The organism is Caballeronia cordobensis (assembly GCF_001544575.2).
In the GTDB taxonomy this organism is placed as follows: Bacteria; Pseudomonadota; Gammaproteobacteria; order Burkholderiales; family Burkholderiaceae; genus Caballeronia; species Caballeronia cordobensis.
The window spans coordinates 180,713-195,463 of record NZ_FCNY02000010.1 but is presented as its reverse complement, the minus strand read 5'-3'; the positions used below and the strand labels follow the sequence as shown (position 1 = coordinate 195,463).

14 protein-coding genes are annotated in these 14,751 nt (G+C 60.2%); 5 read left to right on the top strand and 9 right to left on the bottom strand.

Annotation, left to right across the window (positions count from 1 at the left end):
- Positions 1-5 precede the first annotated feature (5 nt).
- The 9 genes from AWB70_RS20860 to AWB70_RS20820 form a co-directional block, all read right to left on the bottom strand.
- Positions 6-719 carry an SDR family NAD(P)-dependent oxidoreductase gene (locus AWB70_RS20860; protein WP_053572442.1) on the bottom strand — a complete coding sequence of 238 codons (714 nt, stop codon included), beginning with the start codon at positions 717-719 and terminating at the stop codon, positions 6-8.
- The gene (locus AWB70_RS20855; RefSeq protein ID WP_053572441.1) at positions 709-1,743 is read right to left on the bottom strand and encodes an amidohydrolase family protein; all 1,035 of its coding nucleotides are present in this window, start codon (positions 1,741-1,743) and stop codon (positions 709-711) included. The genes AWB70_RS20860 and AWB70_RS20855 overlap by 11 nt, the downstream gene beginning before the upstream one ends.
- A gap of 25 nt (positions 1,744-1,768) precedes the next feature.
- On the bottom strand, positions 1,769-2,302 hold the full coding sequence (locus tag AWB70_RS20850) for a 3-hydroxyanthranilate 3,4-dioxygenase (protein ID WP_053572440.1): 534 nt from the start codon (positions 2,300-2,302) through the stop codon (positions 1,769-1,771).
- A gap of 52 nt (positions 2,303-2,354) precedes the next feature.
- Complete coding sequence (locus AWB70_RS20845) at positions 2,355-2,780, bottom strand: RidA family protein (protein ID WP_075644357.1); 426 nt, start codon at positions 2,778-2,780, stop codon at positions 2,355-2,357.
- On the bottom strand, positions 2,777-4,267 hold the full coding sequence (locus AWB70_RS20840) for a 2-hydroxymuconic semialdehyde dehydrogenase (RefSeq protein WP_053572439.1): 1,491 nt from the start codon (positions 4,265-4,267) through the stop codon (positions 2,777-2,779). Before AWB70_RS20840 ends, AWB70_RS20845 begins: the two co-directional genes overlap by 4 nt.
- A 112-nt stretch (positions 4,268-4,379) precedes the next feature.
- On the bottom strand, positions 4,380-4,685 hold the full coding sequence (locus AWB70_RS20835; RefSeq protein ID WP_053572438.1) for a Zn-ribbon domain-containing OB-fold protein: 306 nt from the start codon (positions 4,683-4,685) through the stop codon (positions 4,380-4,382).
- Entirely contained in the window at positions 4,682-5,848 is a 1,167-nt protein-coding gene (locus tag AWB70_RS20830; protein WP_053572437.1) for a thiolase family protein, read from the bottom strand. The genes AWB70_RS20835 and AWB70_RS20830 overlap by 4 nt, the downstream gene beginning before the upstream one ends.
- A 24-nt stretch (positions 5,849-5,872) precedes the next feature.
- Complete coding sequence (locus tag AWB70_RS20825) at positions 5,873-7,228, bottom strand: MFS transporter (RefSeq protein WP_082378250.1); 1,356 nt, start codon at positions 7,226-7,228, stop codon at positions 5,873-5,875.
- Between the two features lie 110 nt (positions 7,229-7,338).
- Positions 7,339-8,961 carry an ATP-dependent acyl-CoA ligase gene (locus AWB70_RS20820; protein WP_053572436.1) on the bottom strand — a complete coding sequence of 541 codons (1,623 nt, stop codon included), beginning with the start codon at positions 8,959-8,961 and terminating at the stop codon, positions 7,339-7,341.
- Positions 8,962-9,048: 87 nt separating this feature from the next.
- Between AWB70_RS20820 and AWB70_RS20815 the strand changes: the two genes are divergently transcribed.
- From AWB70_RS20815 to AWB70_RS20795, 5 genes are all read left to right on the top strand, one after another.
- Positions 9,049-9,957 (top strand): LysR family transcriptional regulator, encoded by a 909-nt coding sequence (locus tag AWB70_RS20815; RefSeq protein ID WP_053572435.1) that lies wholly within the window; start codon positions 9,049-9,051, stop codon positions 9,955-9,957.
- A 971-nt stretch (positions 9,958-10,928) separates the two neighbouring features.
- Complete coding sequence (locus tag AWB70_RS20810; RefSeq protein WP_053572601.1) at positions 10,929-12,281, top strand: MFS transporter; 1,353 nt, start codon at positions 10,929-10,931, stop codon at positions 12,279-12,281.
- A 30-nt stretch (positions 12,282-12,311) separates the two neighbouring features.
- Positions 12,312-13,502 (top strand): acyl-CoA dehydrogenase family protein, encoded by a 1,191-nt coding sequence (locus AWB70_RS20805; protein WP_053572434.1) that lies wholly within the window; start codon positions 12,312-12,314, stop codon positions 13,500-13,502.
- 25 nt (positions 13,503-13,527) lie between these two features.
- The gene (locus AWB70_RS20800) at positions 13,528-14,046 is read left to right on the top strand and encodes a flavin reductase (RefSeq protein WP_053572433.1); all 519 of its coding nucleotides are present in this window, start codon (positions 13,528-13,530) and stop codon (positions 14,044-14,046) included.
- A gap of 2 nt (positions 14,047-14,048) precedes the next feature.
- On the top strand, positions 14,049-14,723 hold the full coding sequence (locus AWB70_RS20795; protein ID WP_053572432.1) for an EthD family reductase: 675 nt from the start codon (positions 14,049-14,051) through the stop codon (positions 14,721-14,723).
- The last annotated feature ends 28 nt before the right edge of the window (positions 14,724-14,751 follow it).

The window sequence follows — 14,751 nt, the reverse complement described above, 5'->3', positions numbered from 1 at the left end:
TGCGTTCAAAGCGTCAAGAGGCGCGCATGCAGAGCCTGACGATCCGCGGCGAGTCCACGAGCGATCTCTTGTGCCATCGCGCCCATATAGACCTCGTCCGATCCGCCTTCCAATGCTGACAGCACGGCGTCGACTGCTTCTCCGACCGGGATCTTCGGGGGCGGAATGCTCCGGCTCATTTCCGTGTCGATCGGTCCGGGAAGAACAGAAATGACCCGAACGCCATGCGGCGCGAGTTCGGCCCGTGCGCCCTCCGTCATTCGAAGCGCCGCAGCCTTCGATGCACTTAGCGACGCCATGGACGGTAACGCGACGCGTGCGAGGATCGAAAGAATGTTGATGATGGCGCCGCCGTTCGATTTGAGCGCCGGCGAGAATGCGCGCATCATGTTTAATGTGCCGAAGTAATTCACCTCCATCTCGGCACGCGCCGCTTCCGCGTCATTGGTCTCCAGTACCGGCTGCGTTCGGTTCAGTCCTGCGTTGTTGATCAGTAGCGTGATATCTTTGGCGTTCGACGCCGCGCTCGCCACCTGTTCGATGTTCGTGATGTCCACTTCAACCGGTACGACGCGCGGATCACCGTCCGCGACGCCTTCCATCTTTTTGACGCCGGCATAGACCTTGCCCGCGCCCCGCTCCAGCAACGCGTTGAGCAGACCCGCACCGAGCCCGCGGTCGGCGCCCGTCACGAATGCCACGCAGCCTTCAATTTGCATTACGACCTCCTGAACTGGACTGAGGCGCCAGGTTGAAAAAACGTTGTGAATTGACACCGAGGATTTTCTTCTTCGCTGCGTCGCTCAGTTGCGGGTGATTGGTGACCAGGTCGCCAACCACCTTCTCGCCGAGTGGAAACGGATAGTCGGAGCCGAGCAGCACACGGTCTTCGCCCATCGTCTCCACGAGCAACCGCAAGGCGCCATCGCTGAAGACGGCACTATCGACATGGAAGCGATCGACATAAGAAGCGGGCGGATTGGGGCAATTTTCGCGAACGATGTCTCGTTGCTCCCACGCGTTCTGCACACGCCCCAGCAAGAACGCGAAGCTGCCGCCGCCGTGGGCAAAGCAAAGTTTCAGTGTCGTGGGAATGCGTTCGAACGCCCCTGAGAGAATCAGCGACAGGATGCTCAACTGTGTTTCGGCCGGCATCGCGACGAGCCAGGGCAACATCCACTTTTTCATGCGACCGTCCGTCATCATGTCCCAGGGATGCACAAGCACCGGTATTTCGTCGTTCGCGCAATGGGTGAGAAACGTCACCAGGTGATCGTCGTCGAGATCTCGCGGGCCCAGGTGATTGCCGATCTGCACCCCCCGATGACCGGCACGGTGTGCACGCGTGGCTTCCCGGCACGCCAGTTCGACGTCTTGCAGCGGCACTTGAGCCAGCGGCATCAGGCGCTGAGGCGCGTGCGAGCAGAATTCCAGCGCGCGATCGTTCATGCGCATGGCCCATTCATGCGCCGCCGTTGCGTCGTACCGATAGCCGAACATCACGGGTGTCGCGCACATCAGCTGGATGTCCACGCCGCACCTGTCCATCTCCGCAATCCGCGTGGCGGCATCCCACAAAGCGCGATAGACGGGTCGGAATTTACGCTCGCCTGTCATGATCATCCCGGTCTCGCCGTCTGCCTCAACCTGGAGCCACGGCGCATGCTCAGGATCGAGCGATCTTGCTTCGTTCTGCGAAATTCGCGGAAAGAAGTGGGAATGCATGTCAATTCGTACTGTCATGGTGATTCGCTTTAAACGGGTTCGGTTATTCGGTTCGACCTTGCTTGCCCGGATGAACGACGCCGCAGCGTGGACAGCGACGCTTCTCTTCGGATGCGTAGAATGCGTCGAAGAGCGGCGGCAGGTCGGTGACGATGCTCTTGAGCTGTACTTCAACGCGATATACAAGCTCTCCGCATGCATCGCAATACCACTCGAATCCGTCCATGGTGCCTTCCGGACGTTGACGCTCGATCACGAGGCACGCGCTACCCGCCTCCGGTCGCTGCGGCGAGTGACGGACGTGCGGCGGCAACAGGAACACATCGCCTTCTTTCAGTTCGATGCGCTCGCGCTTGCCGTCGAGCAACACGTTGAGGTATGCGTTGCCGCGCACCTGATAAAAAAACTCCTCGAGGGGATCGTCGTGGTAGTCGGTACGATAGTTCGGTCCCCCCACCACGGTCACGATGAAGTCGCTGTCTTGCCAGACCTGCTGGTTGCCGACCGGCGGCTTCAATAGGTGCGCGTGCTCGTCGATCCAACGTTCGAAATTGAACGGCTTTCCATACGCAAGCATGTTTGTCTCTCTGAAAGAATCGGTATGTCGAGAATACGGGTCGCGAACCTCCTCAGACGCTCGGCATGTACGCAACTGCCTTCATCTCCACGAGCAAATGCGGATGCGGCAGCTGATGGACGGCGACAGTCGTTCGGGCCGGGCCCGTCTCATCGAAATATTCGCCGTACACTTCGTTATAGCCGCCGAAGTCGCTCATATTGACGAGGAACGCTGAGATTTCTACAAGATTCGAGAGATCCGCACCCTCGCTTTTAAGTATGTCTCGCATATTTTCGATGACAGCGCGCGTCTGGCGACGAATATCCAGTGAGGCAGTACCGAATTGGTCAGCTGATGCGCCATCGATTGTGTTGTCCGGCCGCCGTGAACTGGTACCTGAGACGAAGAGGAAATTGCCGGCCCGTGTGATATGGGGAAAACGGCCTCGTGGCGTGGCCTTACCCGGCACAACGCGCCCTTCATTGATCAGGTTCATGCGATCCTCACGCAGATGTTGGTCAGTTCCGAATAAAAGTCGAGCGAATGACGGCCGCCCTCGCGTCCGAGTCCTGACAGCTTGGTGCCGCCGAATGGTGTTCGTAGATCGCGCACGAACCAGGCGTTGATCCACACGATCCCGGTTTCGATTTGCTTGGCGACCCGATGACCTCGCGCGAGGTGCGTCGTCCAAACGCTCGCGGCAAGACCATATGCGCTGTCGTTGACGCGCTCCACCACCTCCTCTTCGCTGTCAAACGGAGCGATGTGGCAGACCGGGCCGAAAATCTCTTCTCGCACGCATCTTGCGCCGTCGGGCAGTCCGGTCCAGATGGTTGGCATGACGAATGCGCCGTCATCGCGTGCGTCACCGAACGTCGGTACGTCGCCACCGGTCACGACTGTCGCGCCTTCGTCGACCGCGAGACGGAAGTACGACAGCACCTTGTCGCGATGGCCGCGCGAAATGAGCGGTCCCATCGTCGTGGCAGGATCGTCCGGCGCGCCGACGCGCAGTGCTTCCGCCTGTTCCTTGAGCGCCGCGACGAAGCGCTCGAAGATTGGCCGCTCCACATACACCCGCTCGCTACAGAGGCAAACCTGGCCCGCATTCGTGAAGCTGGATTTGAGAACACCCGCGACCGCCGCATCGAAGTCCGCGTCCGCGAATACGACGGCCGCGTTCTTGCCGCCCAGCTCGAACGACACTTCCTTCACGCCGTCCGCAACGGCCTTCATGATCGTGCTGCCGGTACGCGACTCGCCTGTGAAGGTGATTGCGCTGATATCCGTATGACGCGTCAGAAATTCGCCAGCCGCGTCTTGACCGTGCCCATGAATCAGATTGAAGACGCCGGGCGGCAAGCCGACATCGTGCATGACCTCGGCGAGCAACGTTGCAGAACTCGGCGTCTCCTCGCTAGGCTTAGCGACCACGCAGTTGCCCATGGCCAGCGCCGGCGCCACTTTCCAGGTGAACAAGAGGAGAGGCAAATTCCACGGCGAGATGATGCCAATCACGCCGAGCGGCTTGCGCGTCACATAGTTGATCAACTCGCTGCCGTCCGCGGCATATGTCTCGAAAAAATCACTGTGCGCTGTACGGATCAGGTCGCCAAAAGTGCGGAAATTTGCAATGCCGCGCGCGATGTCGAGGGCGCGGGCCTGAGCAATTGGTCGGCCGGTATCGGCGACTTCAGCGGCGACGAACTCATCGAAGCGAGCCTCGATGCCGTCCGCGATCTTGTGTAGCCATTCCGCCCGTTGCGCCGGCGTGGTGTCCCGCCAGCCAGCCTTCTGCGCCGCGTGAGCCGCACGGACGGCGCTATCGACCAGCGCGGCGTCCGCTTCGCAAACATCGGCAAGCTTGCGACCATCGACCGGACTCACGTTCGGAAAGGTCGTACCGCTCGCCACGAACTCACCGTTGATGTAATGGCGCAACAGCTGCCGGTCGCGCGAGGTGGAAGCCAATTGAGATGTCACACCCTTCTCCTGCTTGATTGAATTTGCCTTTCCGTGCACGCGTTTAGCTGCATGGATCCTGACGCTTATCTCCGCTCTGTGGGCATCGTTCAACGAACGGTCGCCGCCTTGGTCACGCGATTGGCAGCGCAAGAACGCGGTTCTGTTCGTCGATTGCAAGGCGGACGGCGTCGCCAGCCCGCATGGCGCGCTCGAGTCGCGCGATGACGATCGGGCCAGCATCCGTTGTAACGCTCGCAAGAAGCACGTCGGAGCCGTCTTGTGCACCGATGCGACGGCGCACGGTCGTCAGTTCGTCGATAGTGCCGCGTTCGGCCACTCGCTCACGCCACTCGGCGCCGCCGCATCCGAAGCAGACATAGCGCGCAGGAAATACGGTCGAACCGCACTCTTTGCACTGGAATACTTTAAGTGTCATTGCACACCTCGCTCGACCGCTTCGAGCACCACGGCATTCGCACACATGCCATAGCGATACTCGACCATTCCATAGCCACTCACGACTGCTAGCCGGGCATCCGGCACCTGCCGCTCCCCCGCACGTCCGCACAACTGTGTCAACGCCTCCACGAGACCATGCATGCCGCCTGCGGCGCCTGCTTGCCCTGCGGACAGCTGACCACCAGAGGTGTTCACCGGCAGGTCACGCGACTCGATGCGCGCTATCATCGTGTGCAGGTCGCCGTCGGGTGCGAAGCCGAGATCGGCCAGTTGTGCAATCGCCATCACGGGGTAGTCGTCGTAGACCGAGACCATGTCGATATCGTCCGGTGTAACACTCGCCTGCCGCCACAAATCGCCGGCGATCGAGGCCAATGAAGTCTGCGTGCCATCCCCTGTCTGGTGATCGCCGTTGTAGCGGCATTGCAGCGCGCGCACACGAACATTCCGTGCGCGGCGCACGAGATCGGCGCGTGCGATGATCACGGCGTTTGCGCCGCTCACCACGGGCACGCAATCGAATCGGCCCAACGGATCAGCGATGATCGGCGCTTCGAGATACTCGTCGATCGTCAGCGGCGTTCTATACACTGCATTAGGGTTCAGTCCCGCCCACGCGCGTTGCGCGACGCAAAGCGCTCCATAGTCGCGGCGAGTCAAGTTGTGATGCTTCGCATGACGCTGCGTGAGCATCGCGAAGAGTCCGTTCGGCCCGCCCAGGTCCAGCGGCCGCAGCCAGTTGCGCGTCGTCACGTTGTAGTGATCGACCAGGCGTTTGAAATCAGCCGGCTCAAACCGGTCGCCGGACACCAGCGCTATGACGTTCGCGTCGCCATGTTGAATGGCGCGTATCGCGTGCTGCAGCATATTGATGGCGCTTGCTCCACCATGACAATCGTCCATGCACCAGCGCGGACTCAGCCCGAGCCGCCAAGCTAGATCGATGGCATGGTCAGGAGCCAGCGTGAAAGACGCTACGCCGAGCCCGTCAATGTCTTTCGCCGTGAACCCGGATTCGTCGAGGGCGGCGGCGAACGCTCGCGCAAGCAGATCGCCCGTGGACTCCGACGTCGCCTGTCGCCGGTACGGCACTTCCACACCGGCTGCCAGCAGTGCTTGTTCGCATTGATCGAGTGTCATGTTCGATTTCCTTGAGCGTGACGATTAACGCTCGCGACGGGCAACCGTCTCGTGTGTGAAGAACAGTGAGATCACGGTGATCATGCCGAGGGCCGCCATGAGCAAGGCCACCGGCCAGGCAGCGTGGTAGTGAGCGAGCAGCGCGGTCGCCAGCATCGGTGATAAGCCACCCGCAAAGACCGCCGATACCTCGTGGCCCAGCGCCATGCCCGAGTAGCGGACTTCCGTGCTGAATAATTCGCCCATCAGGGCGGGTTGCGTGCCGAGCATGGCGCCGTGGCAGAAAGCATTACCGAGGAGAAAGGCAACCCAGATAAGTGCCGGGATCTTGGTACCGAGAAGCCAGAAAAACGGAAGCGCGAATATGACGACGCCCACCGCACCAATCATGTACACGGGCTTGCGACCTATACGGTCGGACAAGCGGCCCCACAGCATCAGCGTGACCAGTTCGACGGCCATCGACACAATCACACCGGCGAGCATGATTTGATTGGGAACGCCAATGAATTTCCCGTACACCAGAGAAAAGGCGATGACAATGTATGACGTGCCGTTCTCCGCAACGCGCAGCCCCATCGCCATCAGGATTTCCTTGGGGTATTTGCGAATCACGTCGAACACCGGCATGCGCGCTTTTCTTCCGTCGGCTTCAGCCTTGGCGAACTCCGCGCTTTCGGGCAGCCTTGACCGAATGTAGACACCTACACCGAAGATGGCGATCGAAAGCAGGAAAGGAATACGCCACCCCCACGTCAAGAACGCGTCTTTTGGGAGCATCTGGACGAGAAAGAACACACTCGCTGACAGCACGAAGCCGCCGCCGACGCCGATTTGGCTCATTGATGCGTAAAAGCCGCGCTTCTCCGGAGGTGCCGACTCACTGATCATCAGTACGGCGCCGCCCCATTCGCCACCGGCCGCGATGCCTTGCACAATGCGCAGAAGCATCAGCAACGCGGGCGCCCACAGTCCGACTTGCGAGTAAGTCGGCAAGAAGCCAATAAGAAATGTCGCACCGCCCATCATCGAAAGCGTCCATACCAAAGCGCTCTTTCGACCGTAGCGATCTCCGATATGGCCAAAGATGGCGCCGCCGAATGGACGTGCGGCAAATCCGACGGCAAAGCCCGCGAATGCCGCGAGCGTGCCGATAAGCGGGTCGCCGCCTTTTGGAAAGAAGAGATCGCCAAATACGAGTGCAGCCGCAGTGCTGTACAGGAAGAAGTCGTACCATTCGAGGGCGTTGCCCGCGACGGACGCGAATACGATTCGCCGCAGGGATCGTTCATCAACGAGGGCCGCCAGGGGCTCGCTTGCCTCTTGGCGCGGCGTGATTGCTGCAGAAAGTGTTCGCGTGCTGGTCATCAGAGTCTCCATCTGTACATCCGTCGGATGTACTCTATGTTGCTTTCTCGTTTGGCATGCGTTGCACAGGTCGTCCTGTTCCGGAGCTTCTCAAAGGCTCCGGGAACAGGTCCGCAGTCAGTTCAGCGACGCTTGAGCCGATATCCGGAGGTTTCGAGATCCCATGTTGTAGCGGTGACGCCGGTCTCGCGCAATTTGAACTTCTGGATTTTGCCGTTTTCCGTTTTGGGCAGTTCTTGCTCAAAGTCAAGATAACGGGGCACCGCGAAGTAAGGCAGTCGCGGTTCGCAGTAGCGAACCAAATCGAGCGGCTCTAACGCCTCGCCATCGCGCAGGCCGATTACAGCCATCACTTCATCTTCAGCAAGCGTTGATTTCACTGCGAATACCGCTGCGGTTTCGACAGAAGGATGGCTCAGCAAGACCTGTTCGACCTCATATGAGGAGATGTTTTCGCCGCGGCGGCGAATGGCGTCCTTCTGGCGATCGACGAATCGGTAATAGCCGTCCGCTTCCCGTATGACACGGTCGCCCGAGTGAAACCAAAGATTGCGCCAGGCCTTGACCGTTTCACCCGCCATGCCCAGGTACCCGCTTGCAAAGGAAAACGGCTCATCGGCACGTAAGATCAGTTCGCCAGGTTCGCCATCTGGCACCGGTTGGTCATGTTCATCTACGACACGCGCATCGAAGCCCTGATTCAGCTTACCCATGTATCCGGGGCGGTGAGCGCTAAGGTCGCCGCCCATCACAGAGTTGGTTTCCGTTGAGCCGTACCCGTCGATCAATGCGATGCCGCAGCGGTCCGTAAATTCTTTCTGAAAATGCCCCGGCACGCCCGGCGCAAGCGCGACGCGCACCCGGTGGCGTCGCTCGTTCTCCGCTACCGGCCGGCCTAGCAGAATGGGCACCATTGCACCGAGAACGAAGGTAACGGTCGCTTGCGAATCCACCAGCGCGTCGAAGAATCCACTCGCCGAAAAACGTCGGCCAACAACCAACTGCGCATCGTTCACCAATGCTTGGAAAAAGCTGTTGAGCGCGTTGGTATGGAACAGCGGCAAGCAGGTGTACAGCACGTCCCCCGTGACAACGCCAAGACCACCCCCGGTGTTACGTCCCCACCAGTAGAACTGGGCGTGTGGGCAGATCACCCCTTTGGACAAACCCGAAGTGCCAGACGTATAAAGCACCGCAAACGGGTCTCCGTCCCCGATCTCGGCAGCTGCGATGGGATCCGCCGCCGGTGGCATTGCAATCGTGTCGTAAGCAGGGGAAAGAGAATCCGCCGTCGGTTCATCAATGATCCAGATGCGCTGCAGCGGGAGGTCTTTCGTTGAGAGGGCATGCACGACATCGACAAGTTGCGCTTCGGCTACCAGCAGGCGCGCGCCGCTGTTACGAAGGATATGTTCGAGCTGCGGGCCGCGTGAGGCCGTGTTGATGGGCACAACAACAGCTCCAAGCCATCCGCAGCCAAGGACGATCTCCATAAACTCGATCCGGTTTCCGCAAAGCAGCGCGACATGATCGCCACGCTTGACGCCATGAGCGGCCAGTGTGCCTGCGCGGCGGGATGCGATCTCGACGGCATCAGCGCCACTCCATACGGTCGATCCATCGGAGAAAAGAGGTTCATTGCCATTCCGTGCGGCGCGCGCTGTCAGCAAGGCCGGCAATGTGCGGGACGGAACGAACTTCTGATTGGCTGTGCGCTGTTCAACGACCGGTTCTATCAATTCCATGAGCTCGTGACCTCTTTCGATGTGGAGGCCAGTCTAGAATCGGCTAGCATATCGGTCAAATCAATCAATTTTTGGTGCCGCATAGACATGGTCAATTTCCACCAGGTCGATTTGAACCTGCTGCGGGTGTTCCAGGCGATTCTTGAAGAGCGCAGCCTCACGCGCGCTGGGCAACGGCTCGAGTTGTCACAGCCGACGATCAGCTATTCGCTGGGACGGCTGCGGTCGTTGTTCGATGATCCGCTGTTTGTCCGGACGCCAGACGGCATGCTTCCGACACCGACCGCGGAGAGACTAGCAGTGCCTCTGGGCAGTGCGATTGCCTCAATCCGCGAAGCACTGCGTGAGAGCGAACAGTTCGATCCCGCAACCACCACGCGCGAGTTTCGGTTGTCCATGTCCGATATTGGCGAGCATGTGTTTCTGCCGCCTATCTGTGAAAGACTGCAGCGCGTCGCACCTCGGGTACGTTTATCGGCCGAGCAAGTGCCGGTGCGCGAAGTCGAGGAAAAGCTGCGACTCGGACAAATTGACCTCGCCATCGGTAATCTTCCGTCGCTGATGCCAGTCACGAACCACGCGCTGCTTTTTCGCGATCAGTTCGTCTGCATGACGCGCAAGCGCCCTGGGTTACCGGTTCGGACGTTATCAAGACAGAAATTCTTGGAGTTTCTTCATGTAACCGTGACGACGAGCGACAGCAGCCACCTGGCCATCGATGAGGTCTTGCGCACTCAAGGCTTGCATCGCCGAATCGCATTGCGAGTGCCGCATTTCACGGTTGTTCCGCAGATTCTGCGGCGCACGAACTGGATGGTGACGCTTCACAGAGGGGCAGCCCTCATGTTCAATGAAACGGGCCAGTTCTCCATATATCCAATGCCGGCGGAAATCCCAGACATCGAATCCACCGTCCATTGGCATCGCAACTTTGACAATGACGAAGGGATCCGGTGGTTTCGCGAACTGGTCATCGATACGCTGCATCGCGACTAAAGCCCGCATCCAATTTTCTCTTTCTTGTATTTTCGGGCGTTGCGTTGCCGGCCGCCGAACATGTCACGGCATTTCGACGTCGTGTCCTCACTCACCATGTGCAGCGGCTTCCGAGCGCAACCGCAACAACCACCCCGAAGCCAAGGACATGCGAAAAGGATAAGCAGAGGGTGTTGTTCGCCGCTTGCCTTAATACGCTGAAGCAGCGGCGGTGCCGAACGAGAATGAACGCTTGCTTCAGACTGGAACACAACGCGCGCGCGGCGCTGTCCACGCTTAACCTCGCTTAACCTCCGGGGACAAGTGACTGGTACTTGAGGAAGAGTCCAGTCTGGGCAATGGGGGGTGCGCCGGCAAGCCTGCGCAAGCGCTCGGACCCGACGTCAGTCGGGCCTTCGGTTCCGCCGCTGTTCTTTTGCGCAAGTCGTTATCCAAGGGAAAGCCGTTCTCAGGTGCGAACAGCTCAATCTGCCACCAAACGCTTCCCTCCCCTCCGCCGCCATCGGCCCCTAATGATACCGCTCGAAGGTTTTATGAGCACGGGATTCGAGGTCACTTGAAGCCATCGTAACGATGTCGAGCAGGATATCCCGCCGTGTCGTGCGCCGTGTCTGCAACGCAAGCGGCCCGTGAGAGTTCGCCAGACGAGGCCCATGTGTGCGTATTCGATGCTCGCGATGAAGGGTCACGGCGGTGCAGAACAAAATGCCGACGCGCTGTGCGTCTGCCAATTCCACGCGGCAAAGAGCGAATGCATGATGGGACATAAGCGCAATGGTATGTCATTCCAAGCACGGGTTAATACTTACCGCACGCAGGGACATATGCACCGAATTCATGTCGTGTATTTTTGGCTCGAATTTGACCGCGTCTGTCGGGGCTCATATCGTGGGTCCATCGCATCGATACGACCCGCGCCGCTTCTTTAGCATCAGGGAAGCGGGAACCATCACCTCATGTTTCCCTCCACCATGAACCCTGAAGCTCTAAATACAGATCTAGGCACGCTCGCACAAACCCGATCCGCCCGTCCGGCAAGCAACGTGCGCCGGGCCGTCACCACAGCGGTGCTCGGTCAAATCCTTGAGTGGTATGACTTCTTCTTGTACGGCACCGCCGCTGCACTTGTCTTTGGCAAGCTGTTCTTTCCGGTCGGCACTGACCCATTGACGGGCACCATCGCTGCATTCGGTGGCTTCACGGTTGGCTTCATCGCGCGACCCATCGGCGGAGTGCTATGCGGGCATATCGGCGACCGATACGGCCGCAAGGTCGTGATGATGCTTACATTGCTCACAATGGGCACCGCAACTTTTCTAATGGGCGTTTTGCCAACGTATCAGCAGGTCGGTATTGCGGCGCCCGTAATGCTGGTTCTTTTGCGCACCCTTCAGGGACTCGCGGCCGGCGGTGAATGGAGCGGCAGTATCTTGTTGATTCACGAGAACGCACCTCAATCGAAGCGCGGAGCGCTATCGGCATGGAGCCCCTGTGGTGCGGCGCTTGGCTTCGTCTTGTCCACCGGTGCGTTCCTTCTGGTGCAGAACCTTCCGGCTGACGACTTTCAGACGTGGGGATGGCGCCTTCCGTTTCTAGCTAGCGCTGCACTCGTTCTCCTCGGCTTGTGGATGCGCCGCTCTGTCGGCGAAAGCGCCGCATTCGTCGAAGCTAAGGCGACACGCCACGAAAGCCGGATGCCTGTCATCGAAGTTCTGCGCCAATGTCCGCGCGAAGTGCTCACTGTATTCGGTCTACGCTTCGGCGAGGGCGCGGCGTCCTACCTCTTCTTCGCTTTCTCAATCGCCTACGGGCAGTTCCTCGGCATCAAGTCGAGCTGGATTCTAAGCGGACTATGCGTTTCGATGCTGTTGATGATCCCCGTTTCGCTCTTCTTCGGCTGGGTGACCGACAAGGTTGGGCGCAAGCCGGTTTACCTCGCCGGCGCGCTAGCCATCGTGCTTGTCGGATGGCCATACTTCGCGCTGCTCGGCTCAGGCGAGTACTGGAAGGTGGTTGCGGCGCTCGTCCTCACGAACAGCATCACGCTTGGCATCCTGCAAGGCGCGCAGCCCGCGTTTATCAGTGAAATGTTGCCGGTGCACCTGCGCTTCTCGGGACTCGGTATCGGCCGGGAAGTCTCTTCCGTACTCGGTGGCGGCCTTTCGCCGATGATCGCCACCGTCCTGCTCGCCCGCTATCACAGTGCGGTGCCGGTCGCCATCTATCTGGGCGTATTGGGGCTGACCACCGTCGTCGCCACGTTGCTGGCACGCGAGACGTTTCCCAAAGCAATGCGCGCCGATGGACGTCGGCAACCCGAATAACTCGACAAACACTGACCGAGAGGTTAACGTATGCATGCCCTTCAAAGCGAAGCCATCGTCGATGCACAAGACGACTATCCTGAGTACGCCGGACCGTTGCCGCTTGATGCGCTGATCGAAGAGATCGAGCGCCGCCGCGACGAGTTCGATGCCCTGTCTCATGTGCCGCGAGATATGGTCGGCAAGATGAAGCGTGCGGGCATCTTCCGCTCAAGCACGCCTAAACGTTTCGGCGGCCACCCGCTGCCGCCTGCGCACTTCCTCGAGATTCTCGAACGCATTGCGATCGCGGACGGCTCGGCTGCCTGGGTCGCAGCGTTTGGCTCCGCCAGCACGTACCTTGCCTCACTGCCGGTCGACACACAGGCGCAAATCTATGCGACCGGTCCGGATCAAGTCTTCGCGGGCGGCTTATATCCGCTGCAAAAAGCCAGTCGCGCGCCCGGCGGCTTCCGCGTGTCTGGACAATGGCGCTTCGCCAGCGGCTGCAAAGGTGCGGACTGGATCGGCGTAGGGATCGGCGGGGCGCCTGCTGGCAGCGACGACAAGAACGCCGGCAAGCCTTTTACTGCCGTCTTCCGGGCAAGCGAAGTCGAGATTGTCGATAACTGGAACGTGGTCGGCATGCAGGGTACCGGCAGCCACGATCTGCGTCTGAAAGACAAGTACGTTGAGGAACAGTGGACTTTCGTGCGCGGAGGCACGCCGCTGATCGATGAACCGTTGTATCGGTATCCCGCCATCGCCTATCAGGCACAGGTGCATGCGGCGGTGAATATCGGGCTGGCGCGCGCTGCGCTCAACCTGCTGGCTGGGATGTCCGGCGTGACGCAGACCACGACTGGTGCGCCGCGGCTCGCCGATCGTGCCTACTATCGTTCCGGACTCGCGCAAGCGGAAGCACAGCTGCGCAGCGCGCGGGCATTCTTCTTCGAGTCCGCGGAAGCATCGTGGCGCACGGTGCTCGCGGGTGACCCGGTGCTGCCTGCAGAAGCTAATTTGTTGCGTCTTTCGGCGACGCACGCGGCGCACGCCTGCGCCGATATCGTGATGCAGGCGTACAAGATGGCGGGCATTGGCGCGATTTATCGCGAAAACCGGATGCAGCGTCTGGTACGCGACTCGATCGTCGTCACGCAACACGCCTTCCTCGGCGAAGGCAGTTTCGACGCATCGGGCGCGCTCTTCGTCGGCATTCCGCCCATCACGCCGTATCCCTGAAGTCGCCAACCAGCGGACACCAGCCATGACCCACGATCAAGCGCGTACTCAGTTTCGCAACGCCATGGCCTCGCTCGGCGCGGCCGTCAACGTCATTACCACGGACGGCCCGCACGGACGCTGCGGTATCACGGCAAGCGCAGTGTGCTCCGTGACCGATACGCCGCCGACGATGTTAGTCTGCATCAATCAATCGAGCTATATTCACGATGTGTTGCTCAGTAACGGCCACGCGTGCATCAACGTTCTGGGCGCGCACGCGCAGGAACTGGCACGTGTGTTTGCAGGCATGGATGGATGCTCGATGGAGGAACGCTTTGCGCGCTGCAGCTCGCGGCCGGGCGCACTGCGCCTTCCCGTGCTCGACGATGCAATCGCGAGCCTTGAAGGCCGCATCGTCGACAGCAAGCAAGTCGGCTCGCATTCGGTGCTTTTCGTGCAAGTCGAGCACATTGGCTCGCGCGAAGACGGCGACGGTCTCGTGTACTTCGGCCGACAGTTTCATCGGCTCGCGCGCGCGGCCGCTTCCTGTGAGGCGGCGTGACTATGCAAGTCTGCCTCTTTTTGATCAGTGCGAGCGGACAGCAATTGCTGCCCGAAATCGCGCCGTTACAGTGCATCGACGGCTTGCGTAGCCTGGTCGTGCACGAGCCGATAGCACAACGCGTCGATCCGCGCATTGCGCCGGCGGCCGATGCGCCATCGTGCGTGATTCAACTGTATTTCGATGAACTTGCCGCGCTCGAAGCTGGCGCCAGGCTGAATGGCCCGATCCATCGCACGCTTCGGGAGCCGTTGATCGCCGGGCGCTTCACCCAGCAAGTTATGGCCGTACGCGCCCTGGCGCCGCATGCGCCACCCAACCAAGCGCGCTTGGAGCGTTGCACTTATCTCGTCGCGTACGAAGGGCCAGCGGAAGATTTCGACGCATGGCTCGCCCATTATCTGCAGCATCACGCGCCGCTGATGTCCACCTTGCCGGCATTGCGGGAACTGGAGATCTACACGCGCATCGATTGCACCAGCGGCCTGCCATGCGCGCGCGCGGATGCGATGCAGCGTAACAAGGTCGTCTTCGACGATGCGTCCGCCCTCGCCGACGCGCTCGCCTCGCCGGTGCGCGAATCGATGCGGCGCGATTTCCATACCTTGCCTCCGTATCAGGGAGCCACGCCGCATTTTGCAATGCGCAGCATGTACGGTAATCTCGCCACACATTGATGGCCGCATGGCGCGACCAGCGCTTGTT

What these genes read in the sequence shown, in the direction of transcription:
- AWB70_RS20795 (WP_053572432.1), top strand. Translation starts at nt 14,049, where the DNA reads ATGCAAGTCTGCCTCTTTTTGATCAGTGCGAGCGGACAGCAATTGCTG.
- AWB70_RS20800 (WP_053572433.1), top strand. Translation starts at nt 13,528, where the DNA reads ATGACCCACGATCAAGCGCGTACTCAGTTTCGCAACGCCATGGCCTCG.
- AWB70_RS20860 (WP_053572442.1), bottom strand. Translation starts at nt 719, where the DNA reads ATGCAAATTGAAGGCTGCGTGGCATTCGTGACGGGCGCCGACCGCGGG.
- AWB70_RS20855 (WP_053572441.1), bottom strand. Translation starts at nt 1,743, where the DNA reads ATGACAGTACGAATTGACATGCATTCCCACTTCTTTCCGCGAATTTCG.
- AWB70_RS20820 (WP_053572436.1), bottom strand. Translation starts at nt 8,961, where the DNA reads ATGGAATTGATAGAACCGGTCGTTGAACAGCGCACAGCCAATCAGAAG.
- AWB70_RS20815 (WP_053572435.1), top strand. Translation starts at nt 9,049, where the DNA reads ATGGTCAATTTCCACCAGGTCGATTTGAACCTGCTGCGGGTGTTCCAG.
- AWB70_RS20810 (WP_053572601.1), top strand. Translation starts at nt 10,929, where the DNA reads ATGAACCCTGAAGCTCTAAATACAGATCTAGGCACGCTCGCACAAACC.
- AWB70_RS20850 (WP_053572440.1), bottom strand. Translation starts at nt 2,302, where the DNA reads ATGCTTGCGTATGGAAAGCCGTTCAATTTCGAACGTTGGATCGACGAG.
- AWB70_RS20845 (WP_075644357.1), bottom strand. Translation starts at nt 2,780, where the DNA reads ATGAACCTGATCAATGAAGGGCGCGTTGTGCCGGGTAAGGCCACGCCA.
- AWB70_RS20805 (WP_053572434.1), top strand. Translation starts at nt 12,312, where the DNA reads ATGCATGCCCTTCAAAGCGAAGCCATCGTCGATGCACAAGACGACTAT.
- AWB70_RS20835 (WP_053572438.1), bottom strand. Translation starts at nt 4,685, where the DNA reads ATGACACTTAAAGTATTCCAGTGCAAAGAGTGCGGTTCGACCGTATTT.
- AWB70_RS20830 (WP_053572437.1), bottom strand. Translation starts at nt 5,848, where the DNA reads ATGACACTCGATCAATGCGAACAAGCACTGCTGGCAGCCGGTGTGGAA.
- AWB70_RS20825 (WP_082378250.1), bottom strand. Translation starts at nt 7,228, where the DNA reads ATGGAGACTCTGATGACCAGCACGCGAACACTTTCTGCAGCAATCACG.